Annotated in this window: 23 protein-coding genes and 1 tRNA gene; 15 read left to right on the forward strand and 9 right to left on the reverse strand. The window is 67.9% G+C overall.

Features of this window, described 5'->3' with window-relative positions:
* Positions 1-177: 177 nt before the first annotated feature.
* The 3 genes from E0H45_RS33290 to E0H45_RS33300 all read left to right on the forward strand — a co-directional run bounded on the left by E0H45_RS33290 (position 178) and on the right by E0H45_RS33300 (position 3,381).
* A complete protein-coding gene (locus E0H45_RS33290; RefSeq protein ID WP_131344820.1) occupies positions 178-2,442 on the forward strand; it encodes a N,N-dimethylformamidase beta subunit family domain-containing protein in 2,265 nt (754 codons plus the stop codon).
* A 237-nt stretch (positions 2,443-2,679) separates the two neighbouring features.
* Positions 2,680-2,994 (forward strand): hypothetical protein, encoded by a 315-nt coding sequence (locus tag E0H45_RS33295; RefSeq protein ID WP_131344822.1) that lies wholly within the window; start codon positions 2,680-2,682, stop codon positions 2,992-2,994.
* A 132-nt stretch (positions 2,995-3,126) separates the two neighbouring features.
* Entirely contained in the window at positions 3,127-3,381 is a 255-nt protein-coding gene (locus E0H45_RS33300; protein ID WP_131344824.1) for a tyrosine-type recombinase/integrase, read from the forward strand.
* A 97-nt stretch (positions 3,382-3,478) separates the two neighbouring features.
* Here the strand turns inward: E0H45_RS33300 and E0H45_RS33305 are convergent.
* Positions 3,479-3,551: transfer RNA gene (locus E0H45_RS33305), tRNA-Thr, on the reverse strand.
* A 36-nt stretch (positions 3,552-3,587) separates the two neighbouring features.
* Between E0H45_RS33305 and E0H45_RS33310 the strand changes: the two genes are divergently transcribed.
* Complete coding sequence (locus tag E0H45_RS33310) at positions 3,588-4,787, forward strand: MFS transporter (RefSeq protein WP_337590428.1); 1,200 nt, start codon at positions 3,588-3,590, stop codon at positions 4,785-4,787.
* On the opposite strand, the gene E0H45_RS33315 is transcribed toward E0H45_RS33310, so the two are convergent.
* Positions 4,717-5,898: an MFS transporter gene (locus E0H45_RS33315; protein ID WP_131344826.1), complete on the reverse strand. Its 1,182-nt coding sequence runs from the start codon at positions 5,896-5,898 to the stop codon at positions 4,717-4,719. The two genes, E0H45_RS33310 and E0H45_RS33315, sit on opposite strands and share 71 nt — an antisense overlap.
* A gap of 37 nt (positions 5,899-5,935) precedes the next feature.
* Between E0H45_RS33315 and E0H45_RS33320 the strand changes: the two genes are divergently transcribed.
* From E0H45_RS33320 to E0H45_RS33330, 3 genes are all read left to right on the forward strand, one after another.
* On the forward strand, positions 5,936-7,312 hold the full coding sequence (locus tag E0H45_RS33320) for a pyridoxal phosphate-dependent decarboxylase family protein (RefSeq protein ID WP_131344828.1): 1,377 nt from the start codon (positions 5,936-5,938) through the stop codon (positions 7,310-7,312).
* Positions 7,313-7,381: 69 nt separating this feature from the next.
* Positions 7,382-7,678 (forward strand): DUF4287 domain-containing protein, encoded by a 297-nt coding sequence (locus E0H45_RS33325; protein ID WP_131344830.1) that lies wholly within the window; start codon positions 7,382-7,384, stop codon positions 7,676-7,678.
* 4 nt (positions 7,679-7,682) lie between these two features.
* Positions 7,683-8,423 (forward strand): TrmH family RNA methyltransferase, encoded by a 741-nt coding sequence (locus tag E0H45_RS33330; protein ID WP_131344832.1) that lies wholly within the window; start codon positions 7,683-7,685, stop codon positions 8,421-8,423.
* Positions 8,424-8,425: 2 nt separating this feature from the next.
* Here E0H45_RS33330 and E0H45_RS33335 read toward each other — a convergent pair whose 3' ends face one another.
* Together E0H45_RS33335 and E0H45_RS33340 are read right to left on the reverse strand one after the other, a co-directional pair.
* The gene (locus E0H45_RS33335; RefSeq protein WP_131344834.1) at positions 8,426-9,115 is read right to left on the reverse strand and encodes a SecDF P1 head subdomain-containing protein; all 690 of its coding nucleotides are present in this window, start codon (positions 9,113-9,115) and stop codon (positions 8,426-8,428) included.
* A 19-nt stretch (positions 9,116-9,134) separates the two neighbouring features.
* On the reverse strand, positions 9,135-10,046 hold the full coding sequence (locus E0H45_RS33340; protein WP_131344836.1) for a GIY-YIG nuclease family protein: 912 nt from the start codon (positions 10,044-10,046) through the stop codon (positions 9,135-9,137).
* Positions 10,047-10,431: 385 nt separating this feature from the next.
* Between E0H45_RS33340 and E0H45_RS43710 the strand changes: the two genes are divergently transcribed.
* Together E0H45_RS43710 and E0H45_RS33350 are read left to right on the forward strand one after the other, a co-directional pair.
* The gene (locus E0H45_RS43710) at positions 10,432-13,449 is read left to right on the forward strand and encodes a PQQ-dependent sugar dehydrogenase (RefSeq protein WP_131344838.1); all 3,018 of its coding nucleotides are present in this window, start codon (positions 10,432-10,434) and stop codon (positions 13,447-13,449) included.
* A 42-nt stretch (positions 13,450-13,491) separates the two neighbouring features.
* A complete protein-coding gene (locus E0H45_RS33350) occupies positions 13,492-14,619 on the forward strand; it encodes a serine hydrolase domain-containing protein (RefSeq protein ID WP_131344840.1) in 1,128 nt (375 codons plus the stop codon).
* 289 nt (positions 14,620-14,908) lie between these two features.
* Here E0H45_RS33350 and E0H45_RS33355 read toward each other — a convergent pair whose 3' ends face one another.
* A complete protein-coding gene (locus E0H45_RS33355) occupies positions 14,909-15,775 on the reverse strand; it encodes an MBL fold metallo-hydrolase (protein ID WP_131344842.1) in 867 nt (288 codons plus the stop codon).
* 424 nt (positions 15,776-16,199) lie between these two features.
* Here E0H45_RS33355 and E0H45_RS33365 point away from each other — a divergent pair, with 424 nt between their 5' ends.
* On the forward strand, positions 16,200-17,495 hold the full coding sequence (locus E0H45_RS33365; protein ID WP_131344844.1) for an esterase-like activity of phytase family protein: 1,296 nt from the start codon (positions 16,200-16,202) through the stop codon (positions 17,493-17,495).
* Here E0H45_RS33365 and E0H45_RS33370 read toward each other — a convergent pair.
* Positions 17,492-18,877 carry an MFS transporter gene (locus E0H45_RS33370; RefSeq protein WP_131344846.1) on the reverse strand — a complete coding sequence of 462 codons (1,386 nt, stop codon included), beginning with the start codon at positions 18,875-18,877 and terminating at the stop codon, positions 17,492-17,494. The two genes, E0H45_RS33365 and E0H45_RS33370, sit on opposite strands and share 4 nt — an antisense overlap.
* An 86-nt stretch (positions 18,878-18,963) precedes the next feature.
* Here E0H45_RS33370 and E0H45_RS33375 point away from each other — a divergent pair, with 86 nt between their 5' ends.
* The 4 genes from E0H45_RS33375 (at position 18,964) to E0H45_RS33390 (ending at position 22,220) form a co-directional block, all read left to right on the forward strand.
* The gene (locus E0H45_RS33375; RefSeq protein ID WP_131344848.1) at positions 18,964-19,626 is read left to right on the forward strand and encodes a TetR/AcrR family transcriptional regulator; all 663 of its coding nucleotides are present in this window, start codon (positions 18,964-18,966) and stop codon (positions 19,624-19,626) included.
* Entirely contained in the window at positions 19,623-19,997 is a 375-nt protein-coding gene (locus E0H45_RS33380; protein ID WP_131344850.1) for a nuclear transport factor 2 family protein, read from the forward strand. The genes E0H45_RS33375 and E0H45_RS33380 overlap by 4 nt, the downstream gene beginning before the upstream one ends.
* Before the next feature lie 94 nt (positions 19,998-20,091).
* Complete coding sequence (locus tag E0H45_RS33385) at positions 20,092-21,420, forward strand: FAD-binding oxidoreductase (RefSeq protein WP_131344852.1); 1,329 nt, start codon at positions 20,092-20,094, stop codon at positions 21,418-21,420.
* Positions 21,417-22,220: an SDR family NAD(P)-dependent oxidoreductase gene (locus E0H45_RS33390; protein ID WP_131344854.1), complete on the forward strand. Its 804-nt coding sequence runs from the start codon at positions 21,417-21,419 to the stop codon at positions 22,218-22,220. The genes E0H45_RS33385 and E0H45_RS33390 overlap by 4 nt, the downstream gene beginning before the upstream one ends.
* On the opposite strand, the gene E0H45_RS33395 is transcribed toward E0H45_RS33390, so the two are convergent.
* Both E0H45_RS33395 and E0H45_RS33400 read right to left on the reverse strand, forming a co-directional pair.
* The gene (locus E0H45_RS33395) at positions 22,213-22,689 is read right to left on the reverse strand and encodes a GNAT family N-acetyltransferase (protein ID WP_131344856.1); all 477 of its coding nucleotides are present in this window, start codon (positions 22,687-22,689) and stop codon (positions 22,213-22,215) included. The two genes, E0H45_RS33390 and E0H45_RS33395, sit on opposite strands and share 8 nt — an antisense overlap.
* On the reverse strand, positions 22,679-24,058 hold the full coding sequence (locus E0H45_RS33400) for an MFS transporter (RefSeq protein WP_131344858.1): 1,380 nt from the start codon (positions 24,056-24,058) through the stop codon (positions 22,679-22,681). The genes E0H45_RS33395 and E0H45_RS33400 overlap by 11 nt, the downstream gene beginning before the upstream one ends.
* A 114-nt stretch (positions 24,059-24,172) precedes the next feature.
* Here E0H45_RS33400 and E0H45_RS33405 point away from each other — a divergent pair, with 114 nt between their 5' ends.
* A complete protein-coding gene (locus E0H45_RS33405) occupies positions 24,173-24,751 on the forward strand; it encodes a TetR/AcrR family transcriptional regulator (protein WP_131344860.1) in 579 nt (192 codons plus the stop codon).
* Here E0H45_RS33405 and E0H45_RS33410 read toward each other — a convergent pair whose 3' ends face one another.
* Positions 24,752-25,114, reverse strand: coding sequence for a cupin domain-containing protein (locus E0H45_RS33410; protein ID WP_131344862.1), 363 nt, complete (start codon positions 25,112-25,114; stop codon positions 24,752-24,754).
* Positions 25,115-25,156 lie beyond the last annotated feature (42 nt).

Consider the following 25,156-nt stretch of genomic DNA (forward strand, 5'->3'; position numbering starts at 1 on the left):
AGGTCCCGGCTTGTGACTCTGCCGTTCACTCCCCGTGATGCGCTCTCAGCGACCGGGCGACCACTCAAAGTTGTGATCTAGGCCAATTCATCACTGATCGGCAACATTTTCACTGCAACGGCATTTGATCTCGTACTCTCCCTCCGGGGATGCATTGGAACGACCTGGGGGGAACCCATGTTTCGGAGGCTTCTGGCCTCGGCTGCCGCATTGGTTGTCGCAGCCGCGGCGATCGTGTTCATCGACCGGGCGGCCGACGCGGCCGCGGCCAGTGTCAGCATCACCGCGACGCAGGCGTCGAACGGCACGACCACGCTGACGTACCGTGCGACCGTCCTCAAGGCGGGCGCGATCCGCGAGGTCACCATGGCGATCCCGGCCGGGACCACCGGCCGGGTCACGTCGATCAACGGCACGGTCAGCTCGGTCACGCGCACCGTGCTGCGCTGGCGACCCACCCGCGTCACGAACGTTGCCGTCGGCGCACGCCTCGCGATCCCGCTGTACGGCCTGAAGCTGCCCGCGGGCGGCCCGTGGACCTTGGGATTCAAGTCGATCGGCACGGCGGGCCAGGTGATCACGTCCGGTGCCGGCGTACTGCAGCCGTTGAAGACCTACACCGCCGCCGTCGCGGTCAAGGCGACGAACCCGATTCCCGCCCAGACAACGAATCTGACGTACCAGGCGACAGTCACCAAGGCGGGCACCCTGGCCGCCGTGCGCATGCAACTGCCGACCGGCGCCACCGGCACCTACAGCACCATCAACGGCACGCTCACTGTCGACGCCGGCTACGCGACCTGGAAACCGAAGTCACCACTCAACGTCGCAACCGGTGCACGCCTCGCGATCCCGGTCAACGGCGTCCAGCTTTCCCGGTACGGCGGAACGATGAGCCTCACCGTCTCCGCGACCACCCCAACCGGCACCGTCCTGAGCACCGGCGCCGCCACCATCGCGTTCATCGCACCACCCGCCGAGATGCCCGTCCTCGCGGCCGCGGGCTTCGCCTCGCCACCTGCCGGATGCCCCGACACCTGGCCGACAACAAGCGCCGAGAACGCCAAGCCGGGCACCGGCGACTGGGTCATCCCAACCAGCATGAACGGCACTCTCGCGGCCTACCTGACGCAGGTCTCGGCCAGCTGCGGCGACTCCGTCGACCTCAAGGTCACCTCCGGCAACCCGGTCAGCGTCGTCGCCTACCGGATGGGGTACTACGCCGGACTCGGCGCGCGAGAGATCTGGCGGCAGGACGACGTACCGACTGTGCTTCAGGAAGCACCGACAACCGGCGGAGCGTCAGCCGACGGCAAACCGCTGCGGATGACATCTGCGGCGACCTGGTCCAAGACGCTCAGCATCCCCGTGGACAAGAACTGGGTCCCGGGAACCTATCTGATCAAGATCAGCGACGGCACCTCCGCGACGTACGCGCCACTGACGGTCCGCGACGACACCGGCACCAAGCACGCCCTGATGATCCAGCAGGCGACCGCGACCTGGCAGGCGTACAACAGCTACGGCGGCGTGAGCTTCTACACCGGTCTCGACACCGGGTCCGGCCGGCTGACGTTCGACCGGCCGTACAACGAGGGCCAGGGCTCCGGGCAGTACCTCACACTCGAACAGGGACTGGTGTTCTGGGCCGAGTCGAAGGGACTCGACGTCACCTACTGGACCGACAACGACCTCGACCAGTACGGCGGTCAACTGCCGACCCGAGCCGGGACGCTCTTCCTGCCCGGACACGACGAGTACTACTCGCTGCGGATGCGGGCCGCGCTCAGCCAGGCGATCGCCCACGGTGTGAACGTCGCCAACCTCGGCGCGAACACGGCCTACCGCGTGATCACCTTCACCGACGAGACCCGTCGCGCCTGGGACATCGACCGGTACACCGACGGCTACAACTCCACGACGTGGCGCTACCAGGGCGATGCCTATGCGTCGCAACCGCTCCTCGGCGCGGACTACATCTGCCCGGTGCTGGGCAACACACTGACAACCGGCAGCGGATGGATCTTCGATGGTGTCCCCAACGGTACGGCGCTTCCCGGATTCATCGCCGGCGAGGTCGACTACGTCTGGCCCGACCTCTACAAGCAACCGGGCCTGACAACCCTCGCCGCCGGCACCGGAGCATGCCGCTCGAACGGCCGCGCCGCACCCATGCACGTCACGGCCTACACCGCCCCCTCAGGCGCCCGCGTCCTGAACGGCTCCACCTTCGCCTACGGCTGCTTCCTCGTCGGCCGCTGCCCCTCGAACTGGACAGTCCCCTCCCCCGACGCCGCCTCACAGAAAGCAGTCGCCACGATCGTCGCCAACATCACCCAATGGGTCTCCCGCGGCACCATCGCCGTACCGGCCGACACCACAGCCGCCAAGATCCGCGTCACCGTACCCAAACACCCACTACAAACCAACACTCAACCCTAGGCCGCCAAAGCGCATGAACCGCTGCGCGAACCTAGGCCGCGACAGATCTGACGCGCCTTCCTTCAAGAAGCCCGCTAACGAGCGGTCTGCTGGCCTTGGAGGGTGAGGCTGAAGATTGCTATTGCACCGAGGACAACGCCGAGTGACGATGAGCCCGGTGCACACGCCGGTTATGAACAAGGCTGAATCTCCGTCGAGCTGTGCTGCCCGGTCGAGTTCGACTCAGCCACACTCACATTGCCGCAGGAGTACACCAACGAGATGTTCGCCGGCTTCGGTCTCGGGCCGGACGATCCGGATCGCTGGGAGTGCAGCCCGACGTTCGACTTCCCGGCCACCGCGGCCGGCACCACCGTCAGGTGCGGTCTATGGGTCTTCCAGGCCAGCGAAGTCGTCGGGCGCCCGATCCGGCTGCCGTGCGAGATCCGGTCCAACGGCCGGCCGTGGAACGACACCGTCGACCACACCTTCCCCGACTACGGGTCGGAGTTCGCGAGGGCGATCATGCGCCAGCCGGAGCTCTCGAAGCGCCCAACCGGGATTGGGCCTTGAACATCGACTGGCCCCGCCGGCGCAACGTCCACACCGGACTCTGATCTTCTTCGGCGCTCAGCTCTGGCTGACCTCTACAGGCTGTCCCGGGCCGACCGGACCTCGCTTCTGGAACTGACCGAGCTCGCCGGCATGCGCTCGCTGGCGGACGAACTCGGCTGGGTCACGGCACACGTCTTCCGGAAGACCACGGCGACCATTCTGGAGGAGTCCGGCCAGTCGCCGCGACAGATCGCAGACCAGCTGGGTCACGCGCAGATGACAACGACGATGGATGACTACGTCGGTCGACGGGCCCGAAACCCTGAGGCGGCTAGCCATCTCGAACAGGCTCTCCGCGACATCCACGAGCAGGGGCGGCAAACGCCGGAAGGACCTGCGATCTAGTGGCACCGCGCGGCGGCCGAGAGTCGCAAAGCGGTGGGTAACCGGTGGGTTGAGGCCCGGAGGTTCATCACTTCCGGGTTATATGGCCAGGTCAGAGAGCCGGTGAGGGGACTCGAACCCCTAACCCCCGCTTTACAAGAGCGGTGCGCTGCCAGTTGCGCCACACCGGCCGGTGTGCGGATACATACTAGAGGATTGTGTGGGGGGTGCTGCGGGGGTCGGGGGCGTTTGGGGCGCTTTGGGGGGCTCGGGCGGTGTCCTTCTTGGGGGACTCGCTGGGGTTGGTGGCGTTGCTGCTGTATGTGCAGGCGTCGACCGGGGCCGCGTTCGCGGTAGCCCTCCTCCTGTTGGCGGGGGATTTTGTGCCGGGCTTGTTCGGGGCGTTCGCGGGGGTGGTGGGCGATCGGTTCGATCTCAGGCGGGTGATGGTGGCGTGCGACCTCGTCCAGGGCGTGCTGACGGTCGCCATGGCCCTCATCCTTCCGCCGCTCACAGTGCTCTTGGTCATGGTGGCGGTCAGGAGCGTCACGGCGCAGGTGTTTCAGGCAGCTTCGCGGAGTGCGATGCCGGCGTTGGTGCGGGACGATCAGCTCGAGGCGGCCAACTCGGCGCTCGGGGCGGGGACGAACGGGCTGGAGGCGGTCGGTCCGATCGTCGCGGCGGCGTTGTTCCTGGTCACCGACGTACGCGGGATCCTGCTGATCGACGCGGCGACGTTCTTCATCTCCGCGGGCCTGCTCGCCAGGCTGCCCAAGATCCCGCCGTCCGAGCCGACCAAGAACAGTGTGCTCAAGGACGCGCGTGACGGGCTGGGCTACATCCTCAGAACACCTCAGATCCGGGTCATCGGGATCGGGTTCTTCGCCACGGTCGCGTTCAACGGGGTGGACGACGTCGCGATGGTGTTCCTCGCGAAGGACGAGCTGCACGGGAGCGATTCGGCGTCGGCGACGTTGTACGCCGGGGTGGGCATCGGGCTGCTCGTCGGGTTCGCGATCCTCGCACGGTACGCCGGCCGCCTGAAGATGCCGGTCCTCATCCTTCTTGGGTTCGCCGTGAGCAGCGTCGGCAATCTGGTCACAGGTCTCGCGTGGGCGATCTGGGCGGCGCTGGCGCTGCAGGTGATCCGCGGGCTCGGGATCGCGGGCGTCGACGTCGGCGTCAACACCCACCTGCAACGCGTCGTACCGCCGCAGCTGCGCAGCCGCGTCTTCGGCAATCTGTACGGCGCGATCGGTCTCGCGGCCGGGATCTCGTACGTGTGCGGCGGGCTGCTCCTGCAGCACACAGACGCCCGTGCGACGTTTGTCGTCGCAGGCGCCGGTGGGTTGATCGCTACGGTTGCGGCTGCGATCGGAGTTCGGCGATCGGGCCACGAAGAGCGCGAGCCCCCGGTACGGCGATGAGCGCGATCACGGCCATCACGAGGAACGCCGCCGTCGGGTGATCGACGAGCAGGCCGACGACGACCGCGACGACCAGGCCGCCGAGGTTGCCGGCCATCCAGATCAGGCCGGCCGCGGTGCCTTCGGCTTCTCCGGTACGGCGCTCGACGAGCTCGAGCACGATCGGCAGCGCCGGGAGGAGGAGCAGGCCGATCACGGTGATCGAAACGAAGCCAGTGATCGCGCCTGGGGCGAGGGCGAGTAGTACGCAGGCTGCCGCGGTGATGGTGAGGCTGACGACGAGGAGGCGGGATTCGGCACGTCGGCGTACGACGAGGATCGGGATGGTCGCGCTGCCGACGACGCCGGCGATGACCTGCAGCAGGAGGATCGTGCTCGCGGTGCCGCCGCTGACTCCGGCCGGTTCGAGGAGCGCTTGGGCGAAGGTGCTCATGGCAACGAAGACGCCGAACGGGAAGATCGCGAGAACGCACAGCCGGCGGATCAACGGGTCGCCCCACGCGGCCGCCAACGCACCACGGTCCGGACGTGGAGCTGCGGTGGTGTGGGATTCGACGGGGCCGCGGATGGCAGCGGCCAGGACGATTGCTGCCAGGACGCAGAAGATGGCGCTGACGGTGAGCATGGCGGGAATGGACGAGGACGTCGTGAAGACGGCGGAGAGCAGGAAGGCGATCACCATGCCGGCGAAGATGCTGGCGGTGCCGATGGCGATGCCGGTGGGTCGGTCCTTCTCCTCCAGGTACCGGCCGGTGATGCCCGTGACGGCGTTCAGGACCAGCGGCTGCGCGATCGACGCGAGGATCTGCCCCGCGAGCAGCCATCCGAAGTCGTCGCCGATCAGCCGCACCGCGGCGCCGACAGCAGTCAGTACGGCGCCCGCGATCAGCCCGCCCCGGAACCAGCGGTCCAGCACGAGGCCGCACGGGATCGCGAGTACGACGTACAGCAGCGGGAAGACCTGGGCGAGCCACCCGATCGCGCTCTCGGACACGCCGTACCGGGTGGCGGCGACGGTGGTGACGCCCGCGAAGTTCAGCCAGACCAGCTGGGTCGCTGCACCCACCAGGGAGTAGCCGACGATCGCCGACCATCGGCTCCGGATCTGCATGGGCGCACTTTACGGCCCCTAGGCGTAGAAATGAGGAATGGTTGATTGGGAGGGGCCGCTCAAAGAGGCGTATGAGCGGGCGACGGCGTACCTGGACGGTCTTCCGGAGCGGCGGGTTGGGCCGCGGGCGAGCTCCAAAGAGCTTCACGAGACGCTCGGGGGACCGCTGCCGGGCGGGCCGACGGATCCGCGGGACGTGATCGCGCGGCTCGCGGAGGGGGTTGAGGACGGGCTGCTGCCGAGCGGGAGCGGCCGGTTCTTCGGGTTCGTGTTCGGCGGCGCGACGCCGGCGTCGCTGGCGGCTGACTGGCTCACGACCACGTGGGACCAGAATGCCGGTCTGTACGCCGCCTCACCGGCAGCCGCTGTGATCGAGGACATCACCGCGGGCTGGCTGGTCGAGCTCTTCGGGCTCCCGCGCAGTACGTCGGTGGGCTTCGTGACCGGTGCGCAGATGGCGAACTTCACCGGGCTGGCGGCCGCGCGGCACGAGGTACTGCGGCGAGCCGGGTGGGACGTCGAACGAGACGGCCTGATCGGTGCGCCGCCGATCCGCGTGCTGGCCGGGGCGGAGCGGCACGACACGATCGACCGGGCACTGCGGTTCCTGGGGCTCGGGACGAACTGCATCGTGCCGATCGCGGTCGACGACCAGGGCCGGATGCGCGCCGACGCGCTCGCTGAGGCCCTCGAGGACGACGGCCCGCAAATCGTCTGTGCGCAGTCCGGAAACGTGAACACAGGGGCATTCGACCCAATAACCGAGATCTGCGACCTCGCGCACGCACATCAGGCCTGGGTACACGTCGACGGCGCCTTCGGCCTCTGGGCAGCGGTCAGCTCGCAACTGAGCGCACTCGTCGACGGGATCGAGCTGGCCGACTCGTGGGCGACCGACGCGCACAAGTGGCTCAACGTGCCGTACGACTCCGGCCTCGTCCTGTGCGCGCACCCCGAGGCCCACCGCGCCGCGATGTCGATCCGCGCCGCCTACCTGATCCAGGACGAGAACGGCGAACGGGACCCGCTCGACTTCAACCCGGAGTTCTCGCGACGAGCCCGCGGCATCCCGGTGTACGCCGCGATTCGCGCACTCGGCCGCACCGGTATCGCCGAGATCGTCGACCGTTGCCACGCGATGGCGCAGCGGTTCGCGGGCATCCTCGCTGCCAACGACGTGGAGGTGCTGAACGACGTGGTCCTCAACCAGGTTCTGGTTCGCTTCGGGGACGACGACACTGTCACCCGGCGCGTGGTCGCCGGTGTCCAGGACGAGGGCACCTGCTGGATGTCGGGCACCACCTGGCAGGGCCGGGCGGCGATGCGCATCTCGGTCTCCAACTGGACCACCGGGCCGGCCGACATCGACCGCTCCGCGGAAACTGTGCTCGCGGTGTTGCGGAAACTTTCCTGATCGTCGGTGTCGATTTCCGCGGTGGTCGCCCGACGCAGTGGTGTACGACGACCACCCAGGAGGAAAACGATGTCGTTCCAGGCGTACTTGGACAAGATCGAGGAAAAGACCGGAAAGACCCCGCGCGAGCTGGTCGACGAGGCAAAGGGCCGGGGGTACGACGCCGCACAGGTGAAGGCCGGCACGATCCTCGACTGGCTGAAGGCGGACTACGACCTCGGCCGCGGCCACGGGATGGCGCTGGTGCAGGTGATCAAGAACGGCCCGCAGATCAGCGACAAGCACGTCGGCCGCCCGGGGCCGCACGGAGACCCGAGCAACATGCTCTGGCTGGACGGTAAGGCGACGAACCCGGCGCTACGGTAGGCGGGTGGATTCGAAGAAATCGCCGCGCGACAAGTGGATCACCGTCTACGGGCGCAAGCCCGTGCTGGAGGCGCTGCACGACCCGAGCCTGTCGGTGGCGAAGGTCGTGCTCGCCGACAACGCGACCGGCCACTCGATGCAGGAGATCCTGCGGGCCGCGGAGCGGTACGGGACGCCGGTCGAGCGGGCGACCGCCAGCCGGGTGAAGTGGCTGGCCGGGAACGGCAAGCACGACCAGGGCGTGGTCGCGGACGTGGACGCGCCGCGGATGACGCCGCTGGAGGAGTTCGTGCGGGCCCGCGGAAAACGGCCGACCAACGTTTTCCTGCTCGACGGCGTGACCAATCCCGGCAATGTCGGAATGATTCTGCGGACCGCGACCGGCGCCGGGTTCGACGGTGTGATCCTCCCCCGGGCCGGCACGCCGCACGTCGGGCCGCTCGTGATCAAGGCGTCGGCCGGTGTCGCGTTCCAGGCGCCGATCGTGAACACTTCGACGGCGAAGGCGGCGGTCGACGTACTGCGGACCGCCGGGTATCACGTGTACGGGCTGTCGGCGCGTTCGCAGGACTCGCTGTTCAAGACCGAGCTCGCGCCGCGCGCGGTGTATGTGCTCGGCGGCGAGACCAACGGGATCACGGTGGCCACCGACACCGACCTGCAGATCCCGCTGCACTCCGGCGTCGAGTCCCTGAACGTCGCCGTCGCCGCGGCGGTCGTCGCCTTCGAGGTCACTAACCGCTGAGGCTAGCCAGTGATCTTCTTGGCGAGTGCCTCGGCGGTGTCGCGGGTGTAGCCGCCGGAGATCTGGACCTGGCCGCCGGTGATCGCGGACTGCACAGCTGGTGCCGCGGCCACCTCGCCGTGGACGACGATCGCCAGCAGATTCGCCGGCGGCTCCTGCTTCGCGATGCTGGCGGTCAGCTGGCCGAACAGCTTGGTGCCTTCCGCGTCGAGGTTGAGGTTCACGTACCACGAGGTACCCCTGGCCGGGTCGAAACCTGCCTTCACCTCGGACACGTTGCTGCCGTCGAGCTCGACCTTGCCCAGCGTGTAGACGTTGCCCTGGTCGTCACACGCCGTACCGGCCGGCGATGGAGTCGCGCAGTGGCCGGGCTTCGAGGTGAGCACGCGACGGAACTCGACTGCCTTGGGGTCGGACGGCTTGGTTCGGGCCGGCGGTGTGGATTCGTGCGCGGTTGGTTTGCCGTCGCCGTCGCCGCGGTTCAAGAACAGGACGAGGCCGGTGACGATCACTACGACGAGCAGCAGGACGAGACCGCCGACGATGAGCAGCGGCCCCTTCGATCGCTTGGGAGGAACCGGCGCGTACGGCGGGAACGGTGGTTGTCCCGGCGGGACAGGCGGCTGGTTCTGGGGATAAGGCTGGCCCTGCGGACCGGGCGGCTGGTTCGGCGGGACCGGGGGCTGCGTCATGAAAGAACATGCTAGGTAATCAGGAAGTCACCTTGAGCAGGCGTGCGGCGAGTTCGGCGTTGCGAAGGGCGAACGGCCGCCACAGCGCAGGCGTCGCCGCCACCCGCTCCCGCGCCGACGCCTCGCCCACCGCGCGCTGCGTCCACGTGCTCATCCGCCCGCCCCGCAGTTCGAATCGCACGAGTACGCCGTCCGCCCACCCGTACACGTCCGCGTCCCGCGGCTCCATCCACGCAACCTTCTGCTCAGAACAGATCCACTCGAGCGCCTCGATCTCGCCCTGCACCTTCGCCGCGAACTCGTACCGCAACTCGCCCGCAGCCCGGTCGCGTCGTCGTACCAGCTCGTCGCGCAACGCCCCGAGCGCGGCCGGATCCCGTTGCAGTACGGCGATCGCGGTCCGCGCCAGCGCGTCCCGATCCGCCGGCCCGATCCCGAACAGCCGACCGAACTCCTCCGCCGAACCGTCACCCTCCACTGTGTACTGCAGCGGCAGCACCCGATGCAGCCCTGAGATCGCCTGCCGGATCCGCAACCCACCGAGGTACGGCCCGAAATGCGGCCCGCCACCGCTGACCGTGTGCTCGAAACGCAGGCCGGGCTTGGATCCGTCGGCGAGCCGGATGTAGCCGACGACCTCCGCGCCGCCCTCGGTACGGTTCCAGCGCGGCTTGGACTGTTCGAGCAGATTGCGTTCGAGCCATGCCGCTTCGTGTTCGGAATCGCACCAAACACCTTCCACCCGGGCGATCCGCCGTACCATCCGCTGCAGATGCGGCCGGTCGCCGAGATTCACCCAGTACGACTGCACACGCCGCCGCAGATTGCGAGCCCGGCCGATGTACAGCACCTTCCCGGCGTCGTCGCGGAAGCGGTAAACCCCCGGCGCGGCCGGCAGTTCGCGCAGGCTCGCTCGCACTGGGTATGCCACCCGCTCACGTTACGCTGCCGGCGGCTGCTGGCCCAAGATGGAGCGTGCTCCTGGGAGTTGGACGCCGAGCGGTTCGAGACGCTGGTCACCGACGGAAAGAATGCCGTCGGCAACGATCTGGAACGTGCCGCGACACTGCTCCGGGACGACCTGCTGGACCCTCGATTCCGCGCGTGGTTCTCCTCGCTCGTCTGCGCCTCTGGCCGACGTTCGTCGCACAGAGAGCGAGGGTGATCTGACTGCGGGTAGAGGTGCGGTGGATAGTTTGAAACGAATGCCGGCCGGGGCTTGCGCCTGATCCGCGTGGCGGTCATCCTGGCGCGGTCTGAGTACCCGCAGGGGGTTGTGAGGTGACGGGTGCCGGGCTTCTGGCCTGGGGGGCTTTGTGAGGATTTCTTCCCAGTGGCTGCGCTACGCGCTGTCCACGATGTGCGTCGTACTGCTACTGCCGTTGATCGCGATCACGCCAGCACGCGCTGCTGTCACGCCCACCGGTTTCAGTGAGCAAGTGGCGTTCACCGGACTCAACAGTCCGACGAACGTCGCGTTCTCGCCGGACGGCCGGGTGTTCGTCGCCGAGAAGAGCGGGCTGATCAAGGTCTTCGACTCGCTCGACGATCCGACGCCCAGCGTGTTCGCGGACTTACGCACCGAGGTCTACAACTACTGGGACCGCGGCCTGCTCGGGCTGGCGCTGCATCCCGATTTCCCTGCAGATCCAAGGATCTACGTGCTGTACACGCACGACGGCCTGATCGGCGGGCCGACGCCGAAGTGGGGTACGCCGAACACCGACGCCGACCCGTGCCCGTCGCCGCCCGGTCCGACCGGTGACGGATGCCAGGCCAGTGCGAGACTCTCAGTGCTCAACGCGAACGGCGCCGAGCAGGTGCTCGTCGAAGACTGGTGCCAGGTGTACCCGAGCCACTCGATCGGCTCGATCGAGTTCGGCCCGGACGGATTCCTGTACGCCGGCGGCGGTGACGGCGGGAGCTTCAACTACGTCGACTACGGGCAGGACAGCTTCCCCACTTCCGATCTGACGCCCGACAACCCTTGTGGTGACGGGACGGCTCCGGTTGGCGCGACGCTCACTCCGCCGACCGCCGAAGGTGGCGCGCTGCGTGCGCAGGATCTACGCACAGCAAGCGATCCGACCGGTCTGGACGGCTCGATCATCCGCATCAACCCCGACACCGGGCAGGCCGCGCCGAACAACCCGTTGATCAGCAGCCCCGACCTGAACGCCCGCCGGATCGTCGCACAAGGTCTGCGCAACCCGATGCGGTTCACGTTCCGGCCCGGGACGAACGAACTGTGGATCGGTGACGTCGGGTACTCGAGCTGGGAAGAGATCGACCGCGTCGTCGCGCCCACCAGCGGCGTCACCAACTTCGGCTGGCCGTGCTACGAAGGGGCGGGCCGCCAGCCCGGGTACGACAGCGCGAACGTCAACATCTGCGAGAACCTCTACGCGGCCGGCCCGTCCGCGGTCGCGGCGCCGTACTACACCTACAAACACAGCGATCAGGTCGCCGGGACCTGCTCCACCGGCAGTTCTTCCATCTCCGGGCTCACCTTCTACAAGGGCGGCAACTACCCGTCGTCGTACGACGGCTCGTTGTTCTTCAGCGACTACAGCCGCAGGTGCGTGTGGGCGATGCTGCCGGGTAGCAACGGCCTTCCGGATCCCGCGAACATCCAACTCTTCGCCTCGGGGTACGGCGCCACTCGCCTGCAGACGGGTCCCGGTGGCGACCTGTTCACGGTCGACTACGACAACGGCCGGATCCTCCGCTACGTCTACAACGGCACGAACAATCCGCCGACGGCCGTGATCCAGGCCGACCCGTCGAGCGGTCCGACGCCGTTGACGGTGACGTTCGACGGGACCGCGTCCGACGACGCCGATGGCGATGCGCTCACGTACGCGTGGGACCTCGACGGCGACGGGGCGTACGACGACTCGACTGCCGCGGTGGTGCAGCACACGTACACGACCACCGGCACGGTGACCGCGCGATTGCGGGTGTCCGACGGGACGGCGAGCAGTACGACGACCACGCAGATCAATGTCGCGAACACGGCACCGACCGCGACGATCACGTCCCCCGGTCCGGCGACGACGTGGAAGGTTGGGGACACCATCAACTTCTCGGGTTCGGCGACCGACCCCGAACAGGGGACGTTGCCGGGGTCCGCGTTGACGTGGTCGCTGATCATGCATCACTGCCCGAGTGACTGCCACACGCATACGATCACGACGCTGACCGGGGCGAGCGGCTCGTTCACGGCACCGGATCACGAGTATCCGTCGTACCTCGAGCTGAAGCTGACGGCGCGGGATGCTCAAGGGCTGACGGACTCGAAGAGAGTGCGGCTCGATCCGAAGACGGTCGGGATGACGTTTGCGACCACGCCAACCGGGTTGCCGGTCACGGTGCTCGACAAGAGCGGGAAGGGTCCGCTCGGGGTCACGACGATCGTCGGGTCGAGCGTTTCGGTGTCGACGGATCCGGTAGCGAATGTGGCGAACCAGCTCTACCGGTTCGGGTTGTGGTCGGACCGTGGGGCGCGTGACCACAACCTGGTTGCGCCGGCGACGCCGGCGACGTACACGGCCGCCTTCGGCACGAAACGGAACCTCGCCCGGAGTCGGCCCGCTGTTGCCTCCAGCACCTATCTGGCCGGGCGCGAGGCGACGAAGGCCGTGGACGGTTCGATGAGCACTGCATGGTCGAGTGCGCGCACGGATCCGCAGTGGTTCCAGGTCGATCTGGGGTCCGTCCAGGTGGTCAATCGGGTGATGATGAACTGGCTGTCGACGGCGTACGCGAAGTCGTACCAGCTCCAGGTGTCCGGGAGCGGACGTACATGGAAGACCGTGTCGTCGACGGTGAGCGGGGACGGCGGGACGGATCTCGTCACGTTCACACCGAACTATGCGCGGTACGTGCGGATGGTCGCGACGAAGCGAGCCGTTGCCGGGAGCTACTACTCGTTCTGGGAGTTCGGGGTGTACCAGGACACCGGGCCGGCCACCGGAATCGGAGGCAAGTGCGTCGACGTCTACCAGGCGTCCACCGCCGACGGTACGCCGACAACGCTCTACACCTGCAAGGGCGCGGTCAATCAGCAGTGGACGCCGTCCACCGAAGACGGCACCATCCGCACGATGGGCAAGTGCCTGTCCGCGCGCAGCACCGCCCTCAACACCCCCGCGGTCCTGTGGACTTGCGACAACTCCCCCGGCCAACGGTGGATACCTCAAGCAAACGGAGCCTTCGTCAACGCCGCCGCCGGACTCTGTCTCGACGCCACCGGCGGATCCACCGCCAACGGCACAAAACTGATCCTCAACACCTGCAACAGCGCCCTCAACCAGAAGTGGGTCCTTCCGTAATTCGATCGTCGGGGCAGCTGCCTCGGATCTATCGTCGTGCCCATGAGTCAGGGTTGGGTGGACGAGGGGTTCGGGGCGGTCGCGGATGCCTTCGCGGAGAACTTCTCGTTGTTTCCGGAGTTGGGCGCCGCGGTCAGCCTGTACGCCGGTGGGCGGCAGGTGGTCGAGCTCTGGGACGGGGAGGCGGCGCCGGGGCGGCCGTGGACGCGGGAGACCGTCGTACCGGTGTTCTCCTGTGCGAAGGGGCTGGTGAGTGTCGTCGTACACCTGCTGGCGCAGGAAGGGCGGCTCGACCTGGACGCGCCGATCGGTGCGTACTGGCCGGAGTTTGTTGCTGCGGGCAAGGACGCGATCACGTGCCGGATGGTGCTCGGGCACCGGGCCGGGATCCCGGTGCTGGACAAGACGTTGACGTTCGACGAGATCGCGGCGTGGACACCGGTGATCACAGCCCTGGAAGAGCAGGCGCCGATGTGGGAGCCGGGGACGACGTACGAGTATCACGGGCACGTGTTCGGGTTCGTACTCGGTGAAGTGGTACGGCGGATCACGGGGCAACTGCCCGGCGCGTACTTCCGTACCGTCATCGGCGATCCGCTCGGACTGCGGGCATGGATCGGACTGCCGGCCGCGGAGTTGCCGACGCTCGCGCGGTTGGAGGAGGCCGAGGGGCGGCCGCCGGCGCTGGACCCCGAGCATCTGCTGATGCGCATCGTGACGATGAACGGGGCGCTCGAGTTCCCCGGCCTCGACGTACCTCACGGTTGGAACGACCCCGACCTGCTCGCGATGGAACTGCCTGGGGCGGGCGCGGTCGCGTCCGCGAGCGGTCTGGCCGGGGTGTACGCCGCCGCGATCACGGGCATCGACGGCTCGACACGATTGCTGACTCCGGACACGGTCGGCGATGCGGTGCGCGAGGTCTCCTCCGGTGCGGGGTTCCTGGGGTTTGACGCCGGCGCTCGCTGGGGGTCCGGATTCCTGCTGGACTCCCCCTTCCGGCCGACACTCGGCCCACGCAGCTTCGGCAACGACGGCGCCGGCGGCCAGTTCGCGTTCGGCGACGACGAGTACGGCGTCGCCTTCGCCTACACCGCCAACCGCATGCTCGGCCACGGCGACCCCCGAGCCGCCCACCTGATAACCGCCCTCCGCACCTGCCTCCACTAACCCACTGCCGGGTTGTTTCACCCCTCGCTGCTCGGCTCGGCCGACGCCCACCCCGTCAACTCGGGTGGATATCCCCTGGTGTTGTGGGTTCTCCTCTCTAATACCAGGGGAGAACCCACAACCGCAGGGGATATCCCGTCGCGTGCCGACGGGTGCGGGGTGTGCTGTGGGCGCGGTGCGGTAGCCGCGGAGAGTGGGCGAGAGGCGTACCGAAGAACGGGTAGTGGTGCAGCTTCCGGGACACCCGCCAGTCGGCAGGACGGCGGGCGGGGGCGTCCGCGGTGGAGCACTACCCGTTGTTCGGTACGCCGAGAGGGTGCCAGGTGTAGGTGGGGCCGTTGCGTTGGACGTGGCCGAGGCCTGGGAACGGGAGGTGGTAGGCGTGGATCAGGAGGTGTTCGTCGGCGGCGCGGGACAGGAGTTGGCGGCGGGTGGTGATGGAGGCCGGCGCGTCCAGGTCCCACGGGGTGGCCCAGGCCGGGTTGATGAGTTGGAGCGGGTCGTAGAACGTGTCGCCCACGCAGAGCAGGCGTTCGCCTTGGGACTGCAGGAGGATGGCGGAGTGGCCGGGGGTGTGACCGGGGGCGGACAGTGTGTGTACGCCGGGCAGGATCTCGGCGTCGTACTCGAACGGCTGCAGCTTCTCGCCGAAGAGTCGGATGGTTTCTCGAGCAGCCTCGAGGTGCGGCTGCGCCGACGGAAGGTCGACGGAGCCGGACCAGAACGCGACCTCCGACGCATGTGCGAACGCGGTCGCCGCGGGGAACGTGAGCTCGCCCGACCAGATCGCGCCGCGCGCATGATCCTGATGAAGATGCGTGAACACGACCGCAGCCAAGTTCGACCGTGACAGTCCGGCGCTGGTCATGCCGCCGTCCAACTGTCCGACGAGCGGCTCGATGTACTCGCCGTACCCGAGGAAGCTCGCCCCCAGCCCCGTGTCGATCACCGCCGTCCCGTCCGGCGTACTCACGAACAGACAGTTGTACCCACAGGTCAGCGTCGACCGCCCCTCGCACCCATCCCGCAGTACGTCGTCAGGCACACCCGACTCAGGCGTGAAGAACTCCCCCAGCTGCGGCTCGAACGGCGGCCCCGGCTGGCCGTCGCTCACCACCACACACTCCAACCGCCCAACCGAGAACCGATAGATCATCACCCCACCCTCCCACCACCCTCACCTGTACGCCGCCCTCCCACACCCCCGCCCTCCCACACACCAACTCGCCTCCCCCCAGTCACCCATCGCCCGCGCCTCCCGTCACCCCACGCCTCCCACGTTCCTTCGCGACCTACCCCTCGCGTTCACCTCGGCTGCAGGCCCCCGTCCAACTCGAGTGGATATCCCTTGGTGTTAAGGGTTCTCCCCTCGCATGCCAGGGGAGAACCCACCACGGCAGGGGATATCCCGTCGTGTGCTCGGCGGCGCGGTCGGTGGCAGAGCGGTGGGTGCGGGGCGGTGGGTGCGGGGCGGTGGGGTGGGGGTAGGCGGGGACGTTTTCCGGGGGTTCATGGGATGGGGTGGTGGTGTTCATTTCGTCGGGTGAGGGTCGCGGGGACCGGTTTGAGGGGAGTTGGGAATGTCTCGGCGTGCGTTGGTGGTGGCGGCTTCTCTTGTGGGGGTTGCTGCGTTGGTGGGGAGTACGGTGCAGGCGGCGACCGCGGATGAGCGGGGCGCGCGGGTCGTTGGTACGGCGACGTTGCCGGACATCTCGTTGAAGGGGTTCTCGAACGGGCTGATCCGCGGGTCGGTGGACGACGATCGGAAGGTCGATCTCGGCGGGATCGGGAGCGACATCTTCCCGGCCGGGAAGAGCCGCGAGTTCTGGACTGTCACGGACCGCGGGCCGAACGGGCAGATCAAGGTCGACGGCACGAACCGCCGGACGTTCCCGGTGCCGGGGTTCAACCCGGCGATCGTGAAGGTCAAGGTAGCCGGCAAGAAGCTGAAGGTGATCGACGCGATCCCGATCACGACCCGGCACGGCAAGCCGGTGACCGGGCTCTCGAACCAGGAAAGCCGCGACGAACTCCCCTACACGTACGACGCCTCGACGCGCCTCCCCGTCAACCCGAACGGTCTCGACACCGAGGGCATCGTCCGGGCGGACGACGGAACGTTCTGGCTCGTCGACGAGTACAGCCCCTCGTTGGTGCACGTCTCGAGCCGCGGCCAGGTGCTCGCGCGGTACGTGCCGAAGGGGCTGAACCTGCAGGGGGCCGACTACCCGGTGATCGAGTCGCTGCCGGCGATCTTCCTGACCCGCAAGATCAACCGCGGCTTCGAGGGACTCGCGCAGCTGCCCGGCGGCGACCTGGTGCTCGCGCTGCAGAGCCCGCTGTCGAACCCGAGCAAGAAGGTCGGCGAAGCCTCGCTCAACACGCGACTCCTCAGGTTCTCGCCGCGGGCCGGGAAGGTGACGGCGGAGTACGCGTACCGTTTCGACCCGGTCGGCGTGGTCGACCCGGGCGAGGACGACACCAGTGAGCTGAAGATCTCGTCGATCGTTGCCGCAGGCCCTGAAACGCTGCTGGTCGAGGAACGGACCGACAACGCCGCCCGGTTGCAGCGCGTCGTACTGCGGCCGTCCGCCAACATCCTCGGCTCCAAGTGGGACGACGTCGCGACCACACCGTCGTACGAAGCGGATGCGACCGGCGTACCGGTGCTCGCCAAGAAACTGTTCCTCGACCTGAACACGGTCAAGGGCGCACCGAAGAAGATCGAGGGTGTCGCGCTGTTGCCGCACAACACCCTCGTCGTGATCAACGACAACGACTTCGGAATGACCGACGGACCGGAAGCGTTCGATGCCGACGGCAACCTGGTCGACAGCGACATCGAGACCACGCTGGTGACGATCCGTCTGCCCTAGTGGCAACTCGCGGTCACGGGTCTACGCAGCCGTAAAGCGAACAGCAACGTCAAGAGGATCCCCGCACCGATAACGAAAACGGTGGTACGGATCCCCTCGGCGGCCGCCGCGCGCAGCTCCTCGCCAACGAGCCCAGACGTGTGGGCGTTGGCTACCAGCACCAGTACGGCGAGCCCCACCGACGCACCGATGCCCGAACTGGTCGACACCACGCCCGACGCGACCCCCTGCATCCGATCGGACACCCCAGTGGCCGCGGCGATGAACATCATCGTGAACACCGCGCCGTCGCCGACGCTCACCAGCACCAGGCCCGGTACAAGCGCGACGTACGACCCACCGGCCGACATGCCCAGCCCCAGAGTCACCGCTCCGACAGCTCCGATCACCAGCGCCGCAAGCAACGTACGACGCAACCCGAATCGAGTCACCGCCCGCCCCGCAACCGTCGATCCGGTCACCACCACCGCAGTGGGGACCAGAAAGCCGAGACCGGTCTGCAACGGGTCGTACCCACGCACGTCCTGGAAGTAGAGGGACAGGAAGTAGAGCAGCGACCCGAACGTTGCCATGAACAGGAACGCGATCACCATCGCCACCACGAGCACCCGGTTCTTCAGCAGGTTCGGGGGGACCAGTGGATCCGGACTGCGCCGTTCGATCCCGATGAAGGACACGAGCAGGACAACCGCAACAGCGGAGGTCCCGACGATGGTGCTCCAGTGGAGCGCCGGACCTTGCACCAGCGTGAACACCAGCAAGGTGATCCCACCAGTCGCCGTCAGGGCCCCTGGCAGGTCGAACGACCGACGTACCTCCGGACGCCCCCGATCGAGCAGCGGTACGGCGAGAACCAGCGCCGTGGCGACCAAGGGCACGTTGACGAAGAACACCGCCTCCCAGCCGAACACCCGAGTCAGCGCGCCACCGAGCAGCACGCCGATGACCAGGCCCGCCGCCCCGGATCCACCCCAGATGCCCAGTGCACGATTCCGGTCCCGGCCCTCCGAGAACATGGTGTTGATGATCGCCAGCGTGCTCGGGAACACCAGTGCGCCGCCAAGTCCCTGGACCGCCCGAGCAGTCAGCTGCCAGGCCGGTCCGGTCGCCAGGCCGCCGGCCAGCGACGCAACGCCGTACAGGACAAGGCCGGTCATCAGCATTCGCCGCCGTCCGAGCACATCGGCGGCGCGACCACCGAACAGCAGGAAGCCACTCGACGCAATCGCGTAGGCGCTGATCACCGACTGCAGGGTGTGCGCGGAGTAGCCGAGCTCGCGCCCGATCTCCGGGAGAGCGACGACGACGATGTACTGGTCCAGCGACACGATCAGCATCGCGAACGACAGCATCGCAAGGGCCGCGGACTTCCTCCGATCCATGATTCCTCCTCGATTGAACCGAACTGTACAGAACAGTTCAGATGAACTCAACCGTTCAGTTCAGATTCTTGCTAGACTCCTGGACCATGACGAAGGCAGCTCCGCGCGAGCTCACCGGCGACCGGGCGGCGCGCAAGAGGGAAGCGATCATCCCGGCGGCGCGCGCTGCGTTCATCCGGGACGGGTTCGACGCCGCGGTGGACTCGATCGCGGCCGAGGCCGGCGTGTCGAAGGTGACCGTCTACAACCACTACGGCAACAAGGAAACCTTGTTCATGGCCGTCGTCGGCGAGGCGCTCGAGGGCGCACTGGCCGAGGTCATCGCCGGCACGGCGCACCGTCTGGCAGAGTCCGACGACCTGCGCGCCGCGCTCAAGTGGACCGCGTCCGCCTGGGTCACCAGCATGACCCAGCCCGACATGCTGGCGCTGCGCCAGCTCGTCACCAGCGAGGTGCGGCGCTTTCCGGAGCTCGGCACCGCCTGGCGCCGGCACGGGCCGGATCGGGCGCGTCCTGCCCTTGCCGCCGCGTTCGAGCGCCTGATCGCGGCCGGCCGCCTGACCATGCCCGACGTGGACACGGCGATTCTCCAGTTGTACGCCCTGGTCCTCTACCCGCACCTGGTCCACAGCACGTACGGCGCCACCCTCGATGCGAGCACTACCGACCAGCTCATCGACACCGGCGTCGACATGTTCCTGCAGTACTACGCATACCGCGACCAGTCCGCAGCAAGGACGGACGGATGACGATCGAAGAGCAGGTACGCGCGGCGGCGGCCGAGTGGGACCGGATCGTCGTCGGCAACGACGCCGACGAGGTCGGATCCTTCATGACCGACGACTGGGTGTACGTCGACTCGACCGGCCCGGTCGCCAGGGCCGACATCCTCGGCTGGATCTCGAATGGACGGCTTGCCCACCACAGCATGCAGGTGGTCGGCGAGCAGCGCGTGGCGCGCGCCGGTGACGCCGTCGTGCTCACGGCGCGCAAGACCAGCACAGGCTCCTGGGACGGTACGTCGTACTTCGCGGACGAGTGGATCAGCCAGGTCTGGGTGCAGACGGCGGACGGTTGGCGGTGCGCGTTCAGCCACAAGACCAACGCACAGACGAAATAGCCCCGGGTTTTGTGATGTGGCGTTGTTCACGTCACACGGGCCGCTCGGCAGGCGTCAGGTGTTTGTTGGATGAGGGCAAACGCAAAGGAACGTCATGAGCGCAGTAGTCGAAGGATTCGCTGGAGAGATCGTCGGACCGGAGGACCCGGGGTACGACGCCGCGAGCCGGACCGTGCTGGTCGGGGGCAGCCCGGCGTACGTCCTCAGGCCGGCGAGTGTCGAGGACGTCCGCAAGGCCGTCGGGTACGCCGCCGGCAGCGGACTGCCGCTCGCGGTGCGCGGCGGTGGACACGCGTTCCCGGGATTCGGGACGAACGACGGCGGGGTGGTGATCGATCTCGTCAACCTGGCGGGCATCGAGATCGTGGACAAGGACAAGCACGTCGTCCGGATCGGCGGCGGCGCCACCTGGGGGCAGGTCGCGGCCGCGCTGGCGCCGCACGGGCTGGCGATCTCGTCGGGTGACACCAGGAGCGTCGGGGTCGGCGGGTTGACGCTGACCGGCGGCATCGGGTGGAAGGTGCGCAAGTACGGTCTCGCACTGGACAGCCTGGTCGCCGTGGAGGTCGTGACGGCGAACGCCGACGTCGTACGGGCGTCCGCCGACGAGAACCAGGAGCTGTTCTGGGCGATCCGTGGTGGCGGCGGGAACTTCGGGATCGTGACCGCGTTCGAGTTCGCGGCGCACCCGACGACCGACATCCACTTCGGCAAGGTGGTCTTCGCAGCGAACGAGATCGCCGAGGTGCTGCCGCGCTGGGCGGAGTACCTGCGGACCGCGCCCGCGGAGCTGACCTCGATCGCGTCGTTCGCGAATCCGTTCCTGGGCGGTCCCGAGGCGCCGCTGGAGATCCAGGTCGCGTACGACGGTGACGACGCGGAACTCGCGGCGCAGGCGATCGACCCGATCCGCGCACTCGGCACCGTGCTCGCCGACGACGTCACGCTGACGCCGTACGCCGAGGTGCTCGTGGACGGCGCCGTACCGCCGCCCGGCATCCAGTTCGTCACCCGGAGTGCCTTTGTCGACAAGGATTCCGTGCCCGAGGTACTGCGGATCCTCGCCGCGGCCGGCACCTCCCAAGGCGCTCCGATCATCGCTGTCCGCAGCGTCGGCGGGGCCGTGGCACAGGTCGCCGACGACGCGACGGCGTACGCGCACCGCCAGGCGGAGCTGATGTTCGTCACCATGACGGTCGGGCCGCCGCCGGTGATCGAGGCGACGCGTCCGGCGCGGGAACAACTGTGGGACACCCTGAGCCCGCACGTGAGCGGCGCGTACGCGAACTTCCTGTCCGAGGCCGGAGACGCCGATGTCGCCGCGGTCTACCCCGCCACGACCTACGAGCGGCTCGCGGCAGTGAAGCGCGAGTACGATCCGGAAAACGTTTTCGCCGGCAACCACAACGTGCGGCCGGCATGAACAAGGTCTGGTTCGTCACCGGCTCGTCCCGCGGCCTCGGCCGCAGCTTCGTCGAGGCCGCCCTGTCCCGCGGGGACCGGGTGGCCGCGACGGCGCGCACGAGCCTCACAGAGTTGACCGCGACGTACGGCGACGCAGTACTGCCACTCACCCTCGACGTCACCGACAAGACAGCTGTCTTCGAGGCCGTCGAACAAGCGCACGCGTACTTCGGCCGCCTGGACGTGATCGTCAACAACGCCGGGTACGGCCTGTCCGGAGCGGTCGAGGAACTCGACGAGACGCAGTTGCGCGATCAGTTCGAGACGAACTTCTTCGGTCCGCTCTGGGTCGCCCAGGCCGCGCTCCCCTACCTGCGCAAGCAGGGCGACGGCCGCATCATCCAGATCTCCTCGGTGGCCGGCCTGACGGGGCTCCCGATGGGTGGCGCCTACTGCGCGTCGAAGTGGGCCCTCGAAGGGCTGAGCGAAGTGCTCGCCCAAGAGGTCGCCGGCTTCGGCATCAAGGTCACGGTGGTCGCCCCCGGCGGCTATGCGACCGAAGGCGTCACCGGCGGAGTCCGCTCCGATCCGAACCCGCTGTACGACGACCTGCGCGACGCCCTGTCGGCGTACGTGGCGTCGGCCGACTTCGGTGACCCCGCCGCGGCCGGCCGCGCGATCCTCGAACTCGCCGACACCCCCAACCCACCACTCCGGATCTTCTTCGGGACCCAGGGTTACCCGATGCTGCAACAGGTCTACGCCGACCGCCTGAAGACCTGGGAAGCCTGGCAGGACCTGGCAACCGAAGCTATGTGACCTCGTCGGTCAGCTGGGCCTCGTACGCCTCGGGAGCCCAGCCGGCCGCGGTCTTGGTGACCAGCTTTGCGCCGAGGCGTTCGTAGAAGCGGTAGCCGGCCGTGTTCTCCAGGCGCAGGCCCCAGCCGATCGGCAGCCGGTCCGGCAACGCGTGCCGGGCCAGCTCCAGCATGAGTTTCCGTCCGACGCCTGCATCGCGGAAATGCTCTCGGACATAGAGGTCGTCCAACGCCAGTTGATCCCCGCCGACCCACAGGTACGGTCGCCGCAGCGCGGAAACGTACCCCGCCGCGTCGCCGCCGGCCTCCGCGATCAGCACGATCACATCCTCGCGCCCGAGAAATCCTTGCCAGTCCTCGATGCTCGCCGTCATGTACGCGCCCTGGTCCTGGTAGTCGGCCAGCTCACGCAACATGGTCAGCACGATCTCCGCATCCGCGACCACCGCGCGGCGAATCTCAATGGGCATGTACTTCTCCAGTCGAAGGCTTGAACGCCGGTACGACGACCAGCGCGAGGGCGGCCGCCACCGCGGCAGTGACCGCGGCGAACGTGAACCCACGAGTGAATCCCGTCGACACGGTCCCCGCAAGACTCGCCGCCGCGACGCTCGACACCACAGCGACCCCGAGCGACGCGCCGAACTCGTGGAACGTGCTGAGCAGCCCGGACGCCAGACCAGCTTCCCGGTGGTCGATCTGCGCGAACGTCGTGGTCGACGACGCCACGAAGGCGGCGCCCAGCCCGACCGTCCCCACAGTCATCCCGATCACGACCACGGCAGCACCCTCCCAGATCGCGGGGACAGCCACGCCCGCCGCGGTGATCAGGAACCCGGCGATCGCGATCGGCCGCGCGCCGACCCGGCCGACGACATGCCCGGCGATCTGGGCGCCGACGATCGCCGCGATCGCCACCGGCAGGAACAGCAGCCCGGTGCGCAGAGCGCCGTACTGCTTGAAGTGCTGCAGGTAGAACGAGCCCAGGAAGAACATCGAGATCATCAGTGCGGTCGCGATCAGGATCATGAAGATGCCGGCGGTGACGGGCCGGCGGGTGAAGATCCGCAGGTCCATCAGCGGTGACCGTACGGTGCGCTGGAGCCAGGCGAAGACGCCATACAGAACCAGGGCCCCGGCGAGCGTTCCGAGAGTCGCGAGCGAGAGCCAGCCGCGATCGCCGGCGTTGATCAGCGCGTAGATCGCCGTACCCGTGCCGGCCGTGACCAGCAGCGCACCCGGTACGTCGAGACGCCCCGGCTGCTCGCTCGGCTTGTCGGCGGGAAGCATCCGGATCAGAATCGCGAACACGACCAGGCCGATCGGCAGGTTGATGTAGAACACCCACTGCCAGCCGGGGCCTGCGGTGAGCAGACCACCGAGCAGTACGCCGATCGCGGAACCGCCACCGCCCATCGCGGACCAGATGCCGAGCGCCTTGTTCCGCTCCTCGCCAGAAAACGTTTTCGTGACGACGGACAGCGCCGCCGGCGAGAGCATCGCGGCACCGATGCCTTGCGCGACACGGCCGCCCAGCAGGACCTCAGGCCCATTGGCGAGACCGGTGACGAGCGAGGCCAGCGTGAACACCAGCAGGCCGGTCAGTACGACGCGGCGGGAGCCGAACAGGTCGGCAGCGCGACCGCCGAGCAGCATCAGACCGCCGAACATCAGCGTGTACGCGCTGACCACCCAGGTCAGCGTCTCGCGCTGCAGGTGGAGGTCGGTCTCGATGTTCGGCAGCGCGATCGCCACCACGGTGACGTCGAGGATCAGCATGAACTGCGCGACGGCGAGCAGCCCCAGCAGCCGCCACCGCCGGGGGTCGGGTTGAGTCATGGTCTCGTCCTTAAGTTGAACAGCCGTGTACGGGTTATCTTCGGTACGGTAACTCGTACACTGGTGTTCGACAAGAGGAATTCGTACAGTGGTGTTCGAGATCATGGAGGGCCGATGGCTGTCACCACCCGGCGCGCGGACGCGCAACGGAACATCGCGGCGATCCTGACCGCCGCGGCCGAGTGCCTGGGCCGTGATCCGGCGGTGAGTACGTCGGAGATCGCGAAGGCGGCCGGGGTCGGGCGAGTCACCCTGTACGGCCATTTCCCGTCCCGGGCCGAGCTGGTCGACGCTGTCTTCGTCCAGGCGATCGCGACCGGTGAGGAGACGCTGGGACAGGTCGATCTGACCGGTGATCCGCGCGACGCGCTGACCCGGTTGATCGAGTCGAGCTGGCACCTGGTCGACCAGTATCGGGCGCTGCTGCTCGCGGCTCAGGACGCGCTGCCACCCGGACGGGTGCGCGAGCTGCACGCCGATCCGATGGCGCGCGTGGAGCGCCTTCTCGAACGCGGCCGTACCGAAAACGTTTTCCGTACCGACCTGCCGACGTCATGGCTGGTCAGCGTCATGCACAACGTGATGCACGGTGCCGCGAGCGAAATCCAGGCCGGCCGCATCACGTCCGAGCAAGCAGCGCCGTACATCACCGCGACCCTGCTGGCCGCGTTCACTCCCCCGAAGCCTGAGTAGTTACTCCAGCCAGGTGGTTTCGAAGGTCGCGTTGGCGTGGATGTGCACTGCCTCGTAGCCACCCGGGCCGGTGCGGAACTTGTGCGGGGTCTCGGCCGGGACGACCAGGATCTGGCCGGCCTTGCCGACGATCTCCTCGGTGTCCACGGTGAACGTCGCCGAACCACGCCGGATGATGAACGTCTCGGCGTACGGATGCAGGTGCAGCCGCGGCCCGACGCCTTCCTGCGTGGTCGACTCGAGAATCAACGAGACACCGGCGCCACCCGGCAGCTCGGTGTAGTTCTCGGTCCACTCCTCGCCGTCGTCCCGCCCATCGGCCCGGTTGATCACCGCAGCCCCAGATTTCGCGATCTCCGCCATGCCACCCTCCTCGATCGACCTTGACACCGTAACGGTTGCACC

This window comes from Kribbella soli (assembly GCF_004331345.1).
GTDB lineage: Bacteria > Actinomycetota > Actinomycetes > Propionibacteriales > Kribbellaceae > Kribbella > Kribbella soli.

Coding starts and splice junctions, on each gene's coding strand:
- E0H45_RS33290 (WP_131344820.1), top strand. CDS start 178: ATGTTTCGGAGGCTTCTGGCCTCGGCTGCCGCATTGGTTGTCGCAGCC.
- E0H45_RS33300 (WP_131344824.1), top strand. CDS start 3,127: ATGCGCTCGCTGGCGGACGAACTCGGCTGGGTCACGGCACACGTCTTC.
- E0H45_RS33315 (WP_131344826.1), bottom strand. CDS start 5,898: ATGCAGATCCGGAGCCGATGGTCGGCGATCGTCGGCTACTCCCTGGTG.
- E0H45_RS33320 (WP_131344828.1), top strand. CDS start 5,936: ATGGTTGATTGGGAGGGGCCGCTCAAAGAGGCGTATGAGCGGGCGACG.
- E0H45_RS33325 (WP_131344830.1), top strand. CDS start 7,382: ATGTCGTTCCAGGCGTACTTGGACAAGATCGAGGAAAAGACCGGAAAG.
- E0H45_RS33335 (WP_131344834.1), bottom strand. CDS start 9,115: ATGACGCAGCCCCCGGTCCCGCCGAACCAGCCGCCCGGTCCGCAGGGC.
- E0H45_RS33350 (WP_131344840.1), top strand. CDS start 13,492: ATGAGTCAGGGTTGGGTGGACGAGGGGTTCGGGGCGGTCGCGGATGCC.
- E0H45_RS33355 (WP_131344842.1), bottom strand. CDS start 15,775: ATGATCTATCGGTTCTCGGTTGGGCGGTTGGAGTGTGTGGTGGTGAGC.
- E0H45_RS33365 (WP_131344844.1), top strand. CDS start 16,200: ATGTCTCGGCGTGCGTTGGTGGTGGCGGCTTCTCTTGTGGGGGTTGCT.
- E0H45_RS33370 (WP_131344846.1), bottom strand. CDS start 18,877: ATGGATCGGAGGAAGTCCGCGGCCCTTGCGATGCTGTCGTTCGCGATG.
- E0H45_RS33375 (WP_131344848.1), top strand. CDS start 18,964: ATGACGAAGGCAGCTCCGCGCGAGCTCACCGGCGACCGGGCGGCGCGC.
- E0H45_RS33380 (WP_131344850.1), top strand. CDS start 19,623: ATGACGATCGAAGAGCAGGTACGCGCGGCGGCGGCCGAGTGGGACCGG.
- E0H45_RS33385 (WP_131344852.1), top strand. CDS start 20,092: ATGAGCGCAGTAGTCGAAGGATTCGCTGGAGAGATCGTCGGACCGGAG.
- E0H45_RS33390 (WP_131344854.1), top strand. CDS start 21,417: ATGAACAAGGTCTGGTTCGTCACCGGCTCGTCCCGCGGCCTCGGCCGC.
- E0H45_RS33395 (WP_131344856.1), bottom strand. CDS start 22,689: ATGCCCATTGAGATTCGCCGCGCGGTGGTCGCGGATGCGGAGATCGTG.
- E0H45_RS33400 (WP_131344858.1), bottom strand. CDS start 24,058: ATGACTCAACCCGACCCCCGGCGGTGGCGGCTGCTGGGGCTGCTCGCC.
- E0H45_RS33405 (WP_131344860.1), top strand. CDS start 24,173: ATGGCTGTCACCACCCGGCGCGCGGACGCGCAACGGAACATCGCGGCG.
- E0H45_RS33410 (WP_131344862.1), bottom strand. CDS start 25,114: ATGGCGGAGATCGCGAAATCTGGGGCTGCGGTGATCAACCGGGCCGAT.